This window comes from Macrococcus brunensis, assembly GCF_004359615.1.
Lineage (GTDB): Bacteria > Bacillota > Bacilli > Staphylococcales > Staphylococcaceae > Macrococcus > Macrococcus brunensis.
Genome location: NZ_SCWA01000004.1, coordinates 80,890 through 95,419, shown reverse-complemented (window position 1 = coordinate 95,419; position 14,530 = coordinate 80,890). Strand labels below are relative to the sequence as shown.

16 protein-coding genes are annotated in these 14,530 nt (G+C 42.7%); 6 read left to right on the top strand and 10 right to left on the bottom strand.

Annotated features, from left to right (window positions below; all coding sequences use genetic code 11):
• Positions 1 to 89: 89 nt before the first annotated feature.
• The gene (locus ERX27_RS03155) at positions 90 to 1,307 is read right to left on the bottom strand and encodes a NupC/NupG family nucleoside CNT transporter (protein WP_133431387.1); all 1,218 of its coding nucleotides are present in this window, start codon (positions 1,305 to 1,307) and stop codon (positions 90 to 92) included.
• 240 nt (positions 1,308 to 1,547) lie between these two features.
• Between ERX27_RS03155 and ERX27_RS03150 the strand changes: the two genes are divergently transcribed.
• Together ERX27_RS03150 and ERX27_RS03145 are read left to right on the top strand one after the other, a co-directional pair.
• Positions 1,548 to 2,825: a DUF1958 domain-containing protein gene (locus tag ERX27_RS03150; RefSeq protein ID WP_133431386.1), complete on the top strand. Its 1,278-nt coding sequence runs from the start codon at positions 1,548 to 1,550 to the stop codon at positions 2,823 to 2,825.
• A gap of 76 nt (positions 2,826 to 2,901) precedes the next feature.
• Complete coding sequence (locus ERX27_RS03145) at positions 2,902 to 3,624, top strand: M50 family metallopeptidase (protein WP_133431385.1); 723 nt, start codon at positions 2,902 to 2,904, stop codon at positions 3,622 to 3,624.
• Between the two features lie 193 nt (positions 3,625 to 3,817).
• Here ERX27_RS03145 and ERX27_RS03140 read toward each other — a convergent pair whose 3' ends face one another.
• Positions 3,818 to 5,017: a putative multidrug effflux MFS transporter TcaB gene (locus ERX27_RS03140; RefSeq protein ID WP_133431384.1), complete on the bottom strand. Its 1,200-nt coding sequence runs from the start codon at positions 5,015 to 5,017 to the stop codon at positions 3,818 to 3,820.
• Positions 5,018 to 5,120: 103 nt separating this feature from the next.
• On the opposite strand from ERX27_RS03140, the gene ERX27_RS03135 reads away from it, so the two are divergent.
• From ERX27_RS03135 to ERX27_RS03125, 3 genes are all read left to right on the top strand, one after another.
• Positions 5,121 to 6,578, top strand: coding sequence for an NAD-dependent succinate-semialdehyde dehydrogenase (locus ERX27_RS03135; RefSeq protein WP_133431383.1), 1,458 nt, complete (start codon positions 5,121 to 5,123; stop codon positions 6,576 to 6,578).
• 103 nt (positions 6,579 to 6,681) lie between these two features.
• Entirely contained in the window at positions 6,682 to 7,107 is a 426-nt protein-coding gene (locus tag ERX27_RS03130; protein ID WP_133431382.1) for a MarR family winged helix-turn-helix transcriptional regulator, read from the top strand.
• Complete coding sequence (locus tag ERX27_RS03125; protein ID WP_208001745.1) at positions 7,100 to 8,296, top strand: MFS transporter; 1,197 nt, start codon at positions 7,100 to 7,102, stop codon at positions 8,294 to 8,296. Before ERX27_RS03130 ends, ERX27_RS03125 begins: the two co-directional genes overlap by 8 nt.
• A gap of 34 nt (positions 8,297 to 8,330) precedes the next feature.
• Here ERX27_RS03125 and desA read toward each other — a convergent pair whose 3' ends face one another.
• The 7 genes from desA to ERX27_RS03090 form a co-directional block, all read right to left on the bottom strand.
• On the bottom strand, positions 8,331 to 9,329 hold the full coding sequence (desA, locus tag ERX27_RS03120; RefSeq protein ID WP_133431381.1) for a Delta(5) desaturase DesA: 999 nt from the start codon (positions 9,327 to 9,329) through the stop codon (positions 8,331 to 8,333).
• Positions 9,330 to 9,568: 239 nt separating this feature from the next.
• Positions 9,569 to 10,582, bottom strand: a complete 1,014-nt coding sequence (gene moaA / locus ERX27_RS03115) for a GTP 3',8-cyclase MoaA (RefSeq protein WP_133431380.1) — start codon at positions 10,580 to 10,582, stop codon at positions 9,569 to 9,571.
• Positions 10,583 to 10,586: 4 nt separating this feature from the next.
• A complete protein-coding gene (gene mobA, locus ERX27_RS03110; protein ID WP_133431379.1) occupies positions 10,587 to 11,138 on the bottom strand; it encodes a molybdenum cofactor guanylyltransferase MobA in 552 nt (183 codons plus the stop codon).
• Complete coding sequence (locus ERX27_RS03105; protein WP_133431467.1) at positions 11,135 to 11,368, bottom strand: MoaD/ThiS family protein; 234 nt, start codon at positions 11,366 to 11,368, stop codon at positions 11,135 to 11,137. The genes mobA and ERX27_RS03105 overlap by 4 nt, the downstream gene beginning before the upstream one ends.
• Entirely contained in the window at positions 11,368 to 11,814 is a 447-nt protein-coding gene (locus ERX27_RS03100; RefSeq protein ID WP_133431378.1) for a molybdenum cofactor biosynthesis protein MoaE, read from the bottom strand. Before ERX27_RS03100 ends, ERX27_RS03105 begins: the two co-directional genes overlap by 1 nt.
• A gap of 12 nt (positions 11,815 to 11,826) precedes the next feature.
• Positions 11,827 to 12,267: a molybdopterin-guanine dinucleotide biosynthesis protein B gene (mobB, locus tag ERX27_RS03095; protein WP_133431377.1), complete on the bottom strand. Its 441-nt coding sequence runs from the start codon at positions 12,265 to 12,267 to the stop codon at positions 11,827 to 11,829.
• Positions 12,261 to 13,505: a molybdopterin molybdotransferase MoeA gene (locus ERX27_RS03090; protein WP_133431376.1), complete on the bottom strand. Its 1,245-nt coding sequence runs from the start codon at positions 13,503 to 13,505 to the stop codon at positions 12,261 to 12,263. Before ERX27_RS03090 ends, mobB begins: the two co-directional genes overlap by 7 nt.
• A gap of 59 nt (positions 13,506 to 13,564) precedes the next feature.
• Here ERX27_RS03090 and moaC point away from each other — a divergent pair, with 59 nt between their 5' ends.
• Positions 13,565 to 14,044 (top strand): cyclic pyranopterin monophosphate synthase MoaC, encoded by a 480-nt coding sequence (gene moaC / locus ERX27_RS03085; RefSeq protein WP_133431375.1) that lies wholly within the window; start codon positions 13,565 to 13,567, stop codon positions 14,042 to 14,044.
• Here moaC and ERX27_RS03080 read toward each other — a convergent pair whose 3' ends face one another.
• Positions 14,045 to 14,530, bottom strand: coding sequence for a MogA/MoaB family molybdenum cofactor biosynthesis protein (locus ERX27_RS03080; RefSeq protein WP_133431374.1), 486 nt, complete (start codon positions 14,528 to 14,530; stop codon positions 14,045 to 14,047).

The following is a 14,530-nucleotide window of genomic DNA, read 5'->3' as shown; positions in this document are numbered from 1 at the left end:
AAAAGCCTCCTTTTTCATTTTCTCTAGCACCTTAAGTATACATCCCGATTATTAACCTCTTATTGATTCTTTATGAAGTTGTTGTAAAATTACCAGATGAATAATCCGACAAAGCCAGCTGATAATAATGAAACAAGAATACCTGCTAAAAGCATCATCGGTACATACTTGCTGACAAAGTCAGAAGTTTTCACATCGACAATTCCTTTCAATGTTCCGATAATCATACCGACTGTTGAGAAGTTGGCGAACGAAATCAGGAACGTAACAAGGACTGCTTTCATATGTTCAGGCATTGTTTTCAGTGCATCCTGGATACCGATCATAACAACGAATTCGTTCGTTACGATTTTAGTCGCCATATGACCACCTACTGTTAAGGCCTGATCCCATGGTAAGCCGAGTAACATGGCAAATGGTGCCATGATCAGCCCAAGGATTGTCGCTAAACGAATTTCCATACCTGTGAAGCGGTCAAGTAATGACAGTAACATATCAATGAAATGAGCAAGTGATACGAATGCGATCAAGAATGCGATGATGATTAAAATCAATTTACCAGCACCCAGCACAGAATCTCCTAAGAATGAGAAGAATGGCTGACGTTTTTCTTCCTTGATTTCAACGATATAATCTTCTTCCGGCGTCAGACGAACAGGGTTTAAGATCGTTGCGATAATAATCGCATTGATGATGTTCAGCGGAATAGCCGTCAGAACGAGTTCACCTGGAACCATTGTCACATAAGCACCGACGATAGAACCTGAAATACAGCTCATCGACATTAAGGCAATAGACAGTACACGCGCCTGACTCATTTCACGTACTTGTGCATTAGAAACAGCAAGTGCTTCTGTATTACCTAATACCATCATCTCTACAGAGAAGAATGATTCGAACTTTGGTTGGCCTGTCACTTTAGAGATCAGCCAGCCGAACCATTTAATGATAAATGGCAGAACACCGATATACATGAGGATATCGAAGAGCGGCACAATGAAGAGAATCGGCAGTAAAGCAGAGACAGCCATATCCATTTTGCCAGGACCCGGCGCTGTCCAGCTGCCAAATGGCATACCGATACCTACGTAAGCCGCATTCAGCATCCAGCTGAAGCCATCTGCTACCCATTTTACAGCAATACGTCCCCAAGGGAACTGTGTGAAGAACCAAGCCAGGAATAAGTTGACGACAAGCATAATCGCCACTGCTTTCCAGTTGATATTTTTTCTGTCGCGTGAAAAAAGATAAGCAACGAGTATGAATACAAAGAGACCTAAAATATTAAGCAGTAAGTATAGATTCATTTTTTCCACCTTTAATTTTGATAGAAAGATTATAGCATTGATTTTAGGGTATGAATATATCTTTTTTATTAATAAACGAACGATGCTTTTTATAGATGTCATGAAATCGTTTGAAAATCGAATAATAAATGTCGGTTTTCCTCTTACTATCCTCTATATCATGGGTTGAGAATAAATGCTCACGCTTACTGCAAGATGTGATAAGATTAAAACATCCCCTATACTAATCGAGGTTTAATCATGTCTACCTATATCAAAACACTGCTTTCATTTATGATAATCACTGCCTTATTCTGTTCTTCAGCCTACGCAAAATCCCCAGTCGAAATCGCTAACGAACAAGGCGTTTATATCGGCGAGCAGTATGCACCTCATGGTACTATGGTCATCGCTGCACGAAATGGTCAGATTCTCTATGCAGACCGGCCAAATATAAAGTGGCCACCTGCTTCAATGTCTAAGCTGATGACGATTTATCTCGTCTATCAGGCAATGGAGCAAGGCAAGTTCAGCAAAAACACTAAAGTTAAAGTCAATGATAAGTTCTATGCGATTTCGCAATTACCGATGCTCAGCAACAACCATATGCGTCTTGGCGCGTCTTATACCGTCGATGAACTCCTGCAGACCGCTTTAACAGATTCATCAAACGTAGCGACTTATATGCTTGCTTCACTCGTTGATAAAGATGATACCGCATTTATCGACAAAATGAATCAGAAGGCGAAAACACTGCGCATGACACATACACATTATTATAATCCTGTCGGGGCGCCTAATAACTTATTGCTGCAGTACAAAGCAAAAGGTTATCCTGAAGACGATGATAATATTTCAAGCGCGAAAGATTATGCTATTCTGACACAACATCTAATCAGTGAATTTCCTGATATTCTGAAATACACAAAAAAAGTCGAAGTGACGATAAAAAAAGGCACACAGGACGAAGAAACTTTCCATACATACAATCATTCCCTGGAAGGTGCTAAACTCGGTTATAAAGGTGTAGATGGCTTAAAGACCGGATCAAGCGATACGGCTGGATTTAACACTACGATAACGGGTCATAAAAATAATATGCGTATCATCCTGACGATGATGGGTGTAATGGACTGGTATGATCCTCCTGCAGAATTTAACCGCAATATTATGGCAAATGCCATCATGGATGAAATTTACGGGCGCTATTCCTATCAGAAAGTCCTGGCCAAAGGTAAACATCAGTTTGGGGATCAGGAAGTTTATGTTGCAAAAGACCTTTACGATATTGTAGACAAGAAGCAAAAAGGCACATTTAAATATGAAAATGGTATCGTTCAATATGATTATAAACGGCAGTTTGTCGACAGTAATGATAAACCCGCTACAGTCACTTATGAAGATTATAACCGTTATGCCATGAAGAAGTTTTTTAAAGATCATTTCGGCTGGATTATCGGTTTAACCACTCTTTCTATTCTTTCAGGTCTGGCATTACTTATTTATAGTTTCATGCCAAAGAAGAAAAAAACATCATAAATATTTGAAAGATGCATCTCACGACCGATGAGATGCATCTTTTTATATGTTAGATTTTTGTTAAAGGAGCGATTTAATGTTTGATTTCTTATTATCCCCTATTACTTTATATCCTTGGTTTATTATTGGCATCGCCATTTTCTATACACTGATCAACATCAGATTCCAGCAGCATTTTTTACTTCGCTGGATTCATATTATCCCGACTTTACTTCATGAATTCGGCCATGCTCTGTTCTGCCAGCTGACCGGCGGAAAAGTAGAAGATATTATTATCGTCACGAACCGCTACGAGAGAAAAACAACAGGCCGTGCAGGCTATGCAGTCACACGCACAAGACATGCATTCAATCAATTTATGACGATGATAGGTGGTTATCTTTTTCCACCGATGATGTTGTTAACAGGCATCCTCTCTTTACAATACCATCAACCTGTTATCTTCTGGCTGACACTCATCATGATATTCACTTACTATTTTATAAAAACCTCGAGAAAATGGCTGCCACTGATTGTCTTAATTGTATTGGGGACCTTTATGTATTTTATGATGGCTAATCCACAGTATCAGTATACGCTGTTGAACGATATCATCTATCAACTGATCCTTGCAGTGCTCCTGGCAGATACCATCCTTACGTCATTTACAATCAGTGCTTTATATTTTCATGACCGTAATCAGACATGGGACGGCGCCTTATTAGGTCAGATGACCCGTCTACCTGTTTTTATCTATTATCTCTTATTCCTAAGCGCTCATCTCGCTGCATTATATGCAGCGGTGCAGCTCCTGATTTAAAATTACAGGACACAGGTCATTTGAAAACTAAAACAGCGCTCATCTCTGAATATCATTAGAGATGAGCGCTGTTTTTTTTCACTAAATATGTGCATGGAATCATGCCTTACGAAGAGTAAAGTCCCGCTAACTGCTTTTGCAGGACTTTACGTAGCTTCAGGTCAATTCAGACTACAAACACTGTCCTAGTTCTCTAGTCCTGAATAATATCCATAAAATATTTGCGGTTCATCATTCGGACAATCTGCGCGCTTACTGTACAAATCAAGATGATAACGATAAACGGAATCACAGATGTTTCGCCCATCACACCGACGAGCGGCGACAACAAGGCACCCATCATAAACTGCATTAAACCGAGTATTGAAGATGCACTGCCAGCACCCTGCTTCTGGACTTGCATCGCGATTGAAAAGCCTGTTGTACCAATCATGCTGACTGGTGCAATCAGCAAGAAGAAAGCAACAAAGAGCAGCATGACCGGCAGATGCAGGAGAAGAACGGCAGCTGTGAGCAGCATGCCAGTAAGCTGTACAATCTGACCGAACTTGAGTATAGTGAACTCATCATAGCGGTCGACCAGTTTCGCCGTCAGCTGACTCGCGATAATCAGACCGACTCCGTTCGCTGCAAACATATAGCTGAACTGCTGAGCGCTCAGATGGAAAATCTTCTGGGTGATAAAAGGTGAAGCTGAAATATAACTGAATAACACGCCGTAAGTGAGTGACTGCAGGAGCAGCATAATGACAAAACGTTTATTTTTAAATAGCGCTTTGAAGTCGCTGAATATTACAGAAAACGCACCTTCCCGTCTGGCAGCAGGTGGGAGCGATTCATCAAGTGGCAGACTCAATATGACCATCAGTGCACCGTAAGCTGCCAGAATATAGAACACCATGTGCCACGTCGAGAAGCTGAGAATCAGTCCGCCAATAACCGGAGCTAAGATAGGTGCAAGACCATTCACCAGCATCAGCATACTTAAGAATTTCGTGAGTGCCTTACCTTGATACATATCACTGGAAATAGCCCGGGAAATGACAGCCCCTGCACCACCACTCGCACCTTGAATAAATCTTAGAACAACTAAAAAGACAATATTATCCGCAAAAGCACAGAGCAGAGATGCGAACGCATAAACAATTAAAACGGTAATTAAAGGTTTTTTACGACCAATCACATCGCTCAATGGACCTACAAGTACCTGCCCGAGTGCCAGTCCTATCAGACATGCGGTCAAGCTGAGCTGTGCTGTAGAGGCAGACGTTGATAGATCATCCGCTACTTGCGGTAATGCCGGCAAATACATATCCAAGGACAGCGGACCGAACGCTGCTAGGAGACCAAGTACAATTACTAAAGACCATTTTACTTTCTTTACTTCTTCCATCGAGAGCCTCCTCTTATTCATACAGGCATTATACCTTAACGTTTAATGGCAGGTGAAGCGGGAATTACTAAAATATAACTATTATGAAAGAAGGGTTTCTTACATGAGTAACGTTATTGAACAAGTACACACTCAGTTATTTATAGATGGTCAGTGGGTAGAGGGTGACAGCAAAGAAACGAAAGAAGTCATCAACCCGGCAACAGGCGAAGTCATTGCCAAAGTCGCACAAGCAGGTGAAGCAGAAACTAAGCGTGCAATAGAAGCTGCTGAAAAAGCATTCCCGGCGTGGCGTGATATGGAGCTGAAAGATAGAGTCGAACTGCTGAATAAAGTAGCAGACTTACTTGAAGAAAATGCAGATTATATCGCTGAAGTGATGACGATTGAGCAAGGTAAACCGTTTAAAGAATCACAAGTAGAATCTGTAGGCGGTGCAGACTTATTCAGATGGAACGCTGAAGAATCCCGTCGCTTATACGGTGAACTGATTCCTGCACCAAACGATCATAAATTTGAAATCGTTTATCAGCCAATTGGTGTCGTGGGTGCCATTACACCTTGGAACTTCCCGGCTGGTATGGTCACACGTAAACTGGCGCCTGCTCTTGCTGCCGGAAACACGATTGTTCTCAAACCTTCTGGTGACACACCGTTGACGGCTCTTGCTATCTTTGAACAGTTCGAAGCAGCTGGATTACCGACTGGTGTTGTTAACCTGGTGATGGGTAGTTCAGAAGTGATCGGTAAAACAATGACAGATTCTGATACAGTACGTAAACTCACGTTCACAGGTTCAACACCTATCGGTAAAGAACTCTATAAACAATCTGCAGATACGCTCAAGAAGATTTCTCTTGAACTAGGCGGTCATGCACCGTTTATCGTGCATAGCGATGCAGATATCGATGCGGCTGTTGAAGGACTGACATCGGCAAAATTCCGTAACAATGGTCAGGTCTGTGTCTCACCTAACCGTATCTTTGTCCACGAGAGTATTAAAGATACATTTACAGAACGTTTAGTTGAAAAAGTGAAAACACTTAAAGTCGGTAATGGGATGGACGAATCCAGCGACATTGGACCATTGATTCGTGAAGATGCTATTGATAAAATCCAGGAACAGTTGGACGATGCCACTTCTAAAGGTGCTAAAATCCTTCTTGGCGGCGAACGTCTTACTGAAGGTGACTATGCAAAGGGAACTTTCTATGCACCGACTGTTCTTGACGGTGTCGACCGCTCAATGGATATCTTCTATAAAGAAACATTCGGCCCTGTCGTTCCTTTAATCAGCTACAAAGAGCTTGATGAAGTGATTGAAATGGCAAACGATACAGAGTTCGGACTCGCTTCTTATGCGTTTGCTTCTTCAGCAAAAGTGATTCAGGAAATTTCTCGTCGCCTGGAATATGGAATAGTAGGTATCAATGCTACTGCTATCTCACAACCAGAGACACCATTCGGTGGCGTTAAACATTCCGGTTTCGGCCGTGAAAACAGCCACTTAGGTATTAAAGAATATGTCATTGAAAAATTCGTCAATACACGTTTCATCTAATAACATGATGTGATGGATACTACGGTATCCATCTTTTTTTATTGACATCTTTTATCTTTTTGATATAGTTAGTTAGGCTAACTAATTAAAGGAGAGAATTTTTATGGAACAATCTCAACGATTCTTCGATTTAATACTGGATGTCCGTCGTCTTTATGTAGAAGACATGAATAAGGTCCTGACGAAGCACCAGCTGTCTTCAGCGCAATGGCTTGTTTTTAAAGAAATCGCGAAGCAGCAACCGACTACACTTGTTGAAGTTGCGCGGAGTCGTCGTATCGAAAAGCCCACAGCTACTAAAGTCATTCGTCGTCTGATCGAACTGAATCTGATTGAAACTTCTGAAGGAAAAGATAAGCGCGAAAAAATATTGACGCTGACCACAGCAGGCAGCGAACACTATACCACTATGCTGCATGAAGTGATTCAAAAACAGACAGAAATATTGGCAGATGTCGAACAGCTTGATTTAGTGACAAATGAACTCTCCACTATCTATCAGCACCTGCAAAAAGGAAAGGATGAATAAATTGCATACCCCTATTAAAGAACCCTTATGGACAAAGAACTTCATTTTAGTTTCTCTTATCAATTTCATTATTATGTTATCCATGTATTTATTATTAGTGACCATCGGCGGTTATGCGGTCGACGAATATCATGTCAACCAAAGCATTGCAGGTCTCGTCTCAGGGATATTTATCGTCGGCAGTTTGATCGGCCGTTTCTGGGCGGGTAAATATATCGATATCCTCGGTCAGAAGAAAATTCTGGTCATCGGTACGATTATCTTTACGATTACAACAGGACTATACTTATTTTCCGGCAACTTAACATTGATGCTTGTCATGCGACTCGTCAATGGAATCGGTAGTGGCGTCGCATCTACCGCAACAGGTACTATCGCTGCTTCCATTACACCTGTTACCCGTCGTGGTGAAGGCATCAGTTATTTCAGTATGAGTACAGTGTTATCTACAGCTGTCGGCCCGTTTCTCGGCTTAACTTTACTACGTTTTATCTCGTTCCCGCAGCTTTTTATCGTCTGCTTCGTGCTGGCAGTAGCAGCATTACTCATGCTCTCATTCGTCAAAGTAAATGAGAACCTGACGCCACAGACTTCAGCGGATAAAGGGTTCCGTCTCGGCGACTTCATCGATAAGAATGCATTACCGATTGCGGTGGTTGTACTCGTAGCAGCAACTGCCTACTCCAGTATTTTAAGTTTTATCTCGTTTTTCACTAAAGAAAATGGATTAGTCGCAGCCGGCAGCTTTTTCTTCTTAGTCTATGCCATCGCTGTACTGATCTCACGTCCGATTACAGGTCGGCTGATGGATACTAAAGGAACTAATGTTGTCATGATTCCGGCATTTATCAGTTTCGCTATTGGCCTGCTGCTTCTCAGTGTGACCCATAGCGCCCTACTGCTCCTCCTCAGTGCTATCTTCATCGGTCTCGGCTACGGTAATATTCAGTCCATTGCACAGGCTGTTGCGATTAAAGTGACTGATGCGCATAAAATCGGGCTCGCTACATCAACTTATTTCATCTTTCTGGATTTCGCACTTGGATTTGGCCCTTATGGACTCGGTTATCTGATTCCTTCAGTCGGTATGCATGGTTTATACCAGCTGATGGCTATTCTCGCTGTTGTCGGTCTTATCCTCTACTACTTACTGCACGGACGTAATGCCAGATTATTTGAACGTCAATAAACGAAGAACCCTTACCAGCTGGTAAGGGTTCTTGTTATTTAGCGAATCTTTTATATTCACTGAATGTGATGAAACGCTTCTGTTCCGGATCATACAGTTTGTATTTTAGAGACTCGAAACTTTTACGGATACCGATCGTCGTCGCATGCTGCAGAGGTGTCACTTCATTATGTGCTTTCTCAAGCATATAATTCGGTATTCTCGGACTTAAGTGATGTACGTGATGATAGCCGATATTCCCTGTCAGCCATTGAAACAGTTTAGGGAGTCGGTAGTATGAGCTGCCTTCTACTGCTGCTTTAACGTAATCCCACTGGCTTTCATCTTCAAAATATGAATCCTCAAATGTATGCTGGATATAGAACATCCAGATACCGAGCATCCCTCCAATAAACAGGACAGGCCCCATCACACTGAAGAATCGCGCTGGTCCGAGTAAATAGATCAGCAGACCATAGATAACGATAACCGCTAAATTATGAAGATGTGTATTCCGTCTTTCTGCTGACTTCGCATCTTTCACATTGACACGATTAGTGATGAAGAGCAGATAGATAGGCCCAAGTACAAACATCACAAATGGATGGCGATAAAGGCGGTATGCCAGACGTTTAGCAGGCGTTGCCTCCTTATACTCTTCAATGGTCATCATCCAGATGTCGCCGGTACCTTTTTTATCAAGGTTACCGCTTGTCGCGTGATGCGTGATATGTTCCCTGCGCCACTTCTCATATGGAAATAACGTCAGAAAACCTGTAATATTGCCAAGAATCTTGTTGGCTTGCTTGTTCTTGAAGAACGAGCCATGTGTACAGTCGTGAAAAATAATGAAACTGCGGACCAGAAAGAAAGCGCCGATCGTACCACACAGAACTGACAGAATAGGATGGACATTATATAGTAGGAATCCGATTACAATCAGTAGAATATAAGGTACCAATGTATTCAGAATCTGAATCGTACTGATCTGAAGGCTGGTCTGTTCGTAAGGCTTAACTGACTTTCTAAGCTGTAACTTTTTTTCTCTTTCCATAATTCACCTCAAAAAAATAATATGAAACCGTGATACTGTGATGGAAATAACAGAAATAAAATCAGCTAGATTACTTCTCTATTATACACTCATTTGACATGAATAGCACAGGTAATTTATACCTGATACTAATAACAGCTACTATTTACTATATTATTATATAGATTAAATATTTAATTAAGATAAATTAAACTTCTAAAACTCGGTGTCACTATATGAATATAATAAAAAAAGAGGCCTTAGCCTCCAATATAATTCATATTTATTTTCTTTTTCTGTCTATTTTTAACGGTTTCTTCTGTCCGTTCATCTGAATAACGGTCACTGCGTTTTGACCACAACTGAATCAGTTGCTCGCGCAATGCTTCGTCTGTGACACCTTGTCTGATAAACTGTTTCAGATCAAAGCCACCTGTCGCAAACAGACAGCCGAAAATCTTGCCGTCTGAACTGAGTCTGACCCGTGTACAGCTGGAACAGAATGATTCCGAGACACTGGTGATGAACCCAAGTTTTGCGCCATTAACATGCTGATAATATTTTGCGACTTCCCCGAAATATTTAGGCGGCACAGGTTGTATATCAAATGTTTCTGTCAGCTGGTCAATCATTTCATCTTTCGTAATGACTTTATCGAAGTTCCAGCCATTATCGTTGCCGACATCCATGAACTCGATAAATCTCAGTGTAATTTCTTTGTCTCTGAAATACTCGACCATCGGCGCCATCTGATGCTCATTCATTCCTTTTTGAATCACCATGTTGACTTTAATATCAAAGCCGAGACTTTTCGCGTAATCAATCTGTTCGAGTATAGTATCTGCTTTAATGCCCCGGCCGTTCACCGCTTCAAATGTTTCATCAAGGGCATCCAGGCTGACGTTCAACCTTCTGAGGCCTGCATCATACAGTGCCTGTCCATGTTTTTTCAGAAGAAGACCATTCGTTGTCAGTCCGATATCTTCAATACCTGGAATCTCGTTCAGTTCCCGGATTAACAGTGGTAAATCACGTCGTAACAGCGGTTCACCGCCAGTCAGTCTGATTTTCTTAACGCCGAGAGCCGCATACTGACGTGCAATTCTGATGAGTTCTTCAAAGGAGAGTAATTCATCTTTTGGCATAAAGACATAATCATCACCAAATATTTCTTTTGGCATACAGTAAGTACAGCGGAAGTTACAGCGGTCTGTTACTGAGATTCTTAAGTCCCTGATTGGCCGCCCCAGCTTATCTGTTATTTGTTCTGTCATGCCTTCACACTCCTTTCAAATCCTCCGGTCTGTTGATGTTTTGGTACCAATGACCCGGTACTGCACTTACATCTATATAAGTTGTTTCTTCGTCAAACAATGCTCTCAGTCTAAGGTCTCTATGATCTAAATATTGTTTAATCGTCTTTTTTAATTTGTGCGGATAAATACCAATTGTCGCGTGAATCTGCTCATAATCCCGGTAGACAGTCGTATTCCCCTGGAAATGTTCAATCAGATAATTCACAGCTTCCGTCGTCAGAAAAGGCGTATCAACAGAAACGACAAAATAAGCGTCATCCGGCACTGCAGCCATCACTGTATAAATACCTGCCATAGGGCCGAGACCCTGATAGCGGCTGTCATCCACTATGACCTCCTGTTTGAAGGCATCTTTCAGCTGCGCATTTGTATTGATGACGACCTGCTCGAACTGACTGCTGGCCACAAGCGTGTCATAAACATGCTGATAGAACGGCTTGCCTTCCAGCTCGTACAAGGCCTTCTGGCTGCCGAATCTGCGCGATTCACCGCCAGCGAGTATGACCCCAATCATCCACCACTCACAGGTGGAATGAGAGCTACTGTGTCATACGGCATAATAAGGTCTGTTTCTTTCACGAACTCCTCATTGACAGCCACCTGAAACTTCTCACTCTGCAGTTTCGGGTACGTCATGTACAGGTGTTCACGAAATGCTTTGACGCTGATCGGTTCAGAAAACGTGAACTGGTCTTCTCTCCGGTCAACGATTTCTTTCGTATGGGCAAAGTATAAGACTTTCATCATTGTTCCTCCTTATAAGAAGAATGATAGCCCCGCTGGCCGCCTATCCATTCCTCGCCGTCTTCCCAGATTTCTTTCTTCCAGATAGGCACGACCTCTTTAATACGTTCTATCGCATATTCATTTGCGGCATAGCTGTCTTTTCTGTGCGGTGACGAAACAGCGATGACGACAGCAATATCAGAGATATCCAGCGCACCGATGCGGTGTCCGATACTGACAACTGTGCCCGGCCATCTGTCGTTGATCTCGTCTCCGATTTCAGCGAGTTTCTTCTCCGCCATAGGCACGTATGCTTCGTAGTGCAGATATTCTGTACGGATACCTTTTGTCCACTCGCGGACGATACCGACAAATAAACAGACAGCACCCTGTTTAGGATTCACTGTAAAAAGCCGGTAGTCATCCGGAATCAATTCATATTCTACTACTTCAAACTGCTTCATGTGCTTCATCCTTTATAAAAATTGACTGAAATCAGTCAATGAAATGTCCTCTGTCTTAATGGTGCATATGATATTCTTAAGTTCCAGCAATTCATAATCTGCTGAATCTCTGAGTAATACTAGTTTATCATAGTCAGCCTCTTTGTATCCTTCGATTAAAATCAGATCAGGTGATGATGTAACATCTTCTGCAATGATACGTTCAAGTGACTTGGGTTTCGACAGTTTATGAACATAGTCATAGCCTTCAACAATACTTTCATCCGCACCGCTTGTCATAAAGGTAATATGATCTCTTTTCAGCGGAATATCGATTTCCTGTCCGGACTTATCACCATGATGCTTAATGACACTGACCGTCATGCCTTGTGCTTTGGCAGCTAAGATAAGCTGATTGACCACTGTCGTCTTACCACTTTTCTTATAGCCGACGACTTGCAGTATTTTTACCATGTGTACCCCACATCAGACAGACGTGTCACCATGACGTCCACTAAGTCGCCTTCTTTAAATCCTCTTGTTCCGCCCGGCAGAATAATCATACTGTTACTTCGAGCAATCGCAATCACTGCATTACTTTTATTGAAGCCGGCAGGACGCACAGTGCCGCTCACGATATCCAGCTCTGCACGGATAAAACGTGTGAAAGGATTAGCTTTCGTAAAGTCAGACGAAAGTCGTGCTTTGATGACGGGAGCGTGAACGTCTGCTGCGCCCATCATTTCTTTAAGCGCAGGCTTCGCAAACAGTTCAAAACCGGAGTAGCAGGCACTCGGATTACCAGAGAGGCCGAACAGCAGCTGACTGCCTTTCGCAGCAACTGTTGTGACACTGCCCGGACGCATGGCCACTTTATTGAACAGGACTTCTGCTGACAATGCCTTGTAAATAGCTGGCATAAAGTCGAAGTCACCGACAGAAACCCCGCCCGTTGTGATGACAATATCATGCTGACTGAGCGCTTCTTCAACGATTGCCAGAAGATGCTCATAATGGTCTTCTGTTACGCGGTAACTTTCCGTTTCAATTGCCATATCATGCAGAAGACCCGCTATCATCGGTCCATTTGAATTGCGTATTTTCCCGGGAGCCAGTTCTTCATCCGGTGCGGCCAGTTCACTCCCTGTCGCGATTAAAGCAACAGTCGGTTTTCGTCTGACTTTAACCGACTGATAGGAAAAAGTAGCAAGGACGGCAATAACACCTGGCGTGATTTTTGTGCCTGCTGTCAGAACAACTTCACCTTTTGTACATTCCTCGCCCTGTTTTGAGATATTTTCGCCCGATTCAAAAGATTTACGCAGCGTGAAGCCATCGTCTGTCTCAACTGTCTGCTCAAGCATGACGACTGCATCTGCGCCCTCAGGAATCTGTGCACCTGTCATAATGCGCACTGCTTCATTGTCTGACAGTACAGATTCACTGACTGCTCCAGCACCTATATGATCGATTTTTTTAAATGACAGCCGGTTATCTCCGCTTGCGCCTTTGGAAGCTGCACTTCTGATGGCATAGCCATCATACGGCGACTTATCAAACATCGGAATATCATATGTCGCGATGATATCTTCCGCAAGATAATAGCCGAGACTGTCGTCAATCGAAATATCTACTATCAGCATTTTCTGACTTTTATTTATACAGCGTTCAATGGCTTCCTGCACATTGAGCGGCGTTCTTTTTTCCAGCATAGTCATCCCACTTTCTTTACTGATAAGCTATAATAATTATAAACGAAAGGGTGAAGCGAATGAATCAATTAACACATTTCAATGACGAAGGACGTGCCCGTATGGTTGATGTCTCTGATAAAGAAGTGACATCCAGAACGGCAACTGCCATCAGCTCAATTGAAGTAAATGAAGTCATCTACCAGCAGATTACGAATCATACCGCTAAGAAAGGTGACGTTCTCGCCGTGGCGCAAGTAGCCGGTATTATGGCTGCGAAAGACACGTCCCGCATTATACCGATGTGTCATCCGTTAAGCTTAAGCGGCATCGATATTTCCTTCAGTTGGCAGAACTCAGATGACCGCTACATTCTGCAGATTGCCTGTACCGTCAAAACAAAAGGACTGACAGGCGTTGAGATGGAAGCCTTAACCGGTGCTTCTGTTACTGCACTGACAGTCTACGATATGACAAAAGCAGTCGATAAAGGGATGATCATCGGCCCGACTTACCTCCAGTCCAAGTCCGGCGGTAAAAACGGTGACTTCAGCCGCTAATTATTTATTCAGCTCATGCACAATGTGAAAGACTTCTTGTGTAATGAGCTTTTTCATTGCCAGATTCACTGCACCGACAGAGCCTGGTATCGAAAAGACGACTGTCTGGTCTTTTGTACCACAGAATGCACGAGACAGTATCGCTCTCGTCCCTACGTCTTCCGTGTAGCTTAAGTAACGAAAAATCTCTCCGAAGCCTTCCATTTCTTTGTCCATCAGCGGTCGTACCGCTTCTATCGTCACATCACGCTTAGCGACGCCTGTACCGCCCGTTGTGATGACGACGTCCACTTGTTTAAGTGCAGCGGTGACAGCGGACTGAATCTCTTCAAAGTCATCCTTCACTATCTGATAGACCGCTGTTTCTATTTTGCTATCCTTCAGGTGATCCATGACAGCCTGTCCTCCTTTATCCGTCTCTTCTGTACGGGTGTCACTGACCGTAATGACGGCTGCTGTTATCTCTCTATAATCATTGGTATGCAT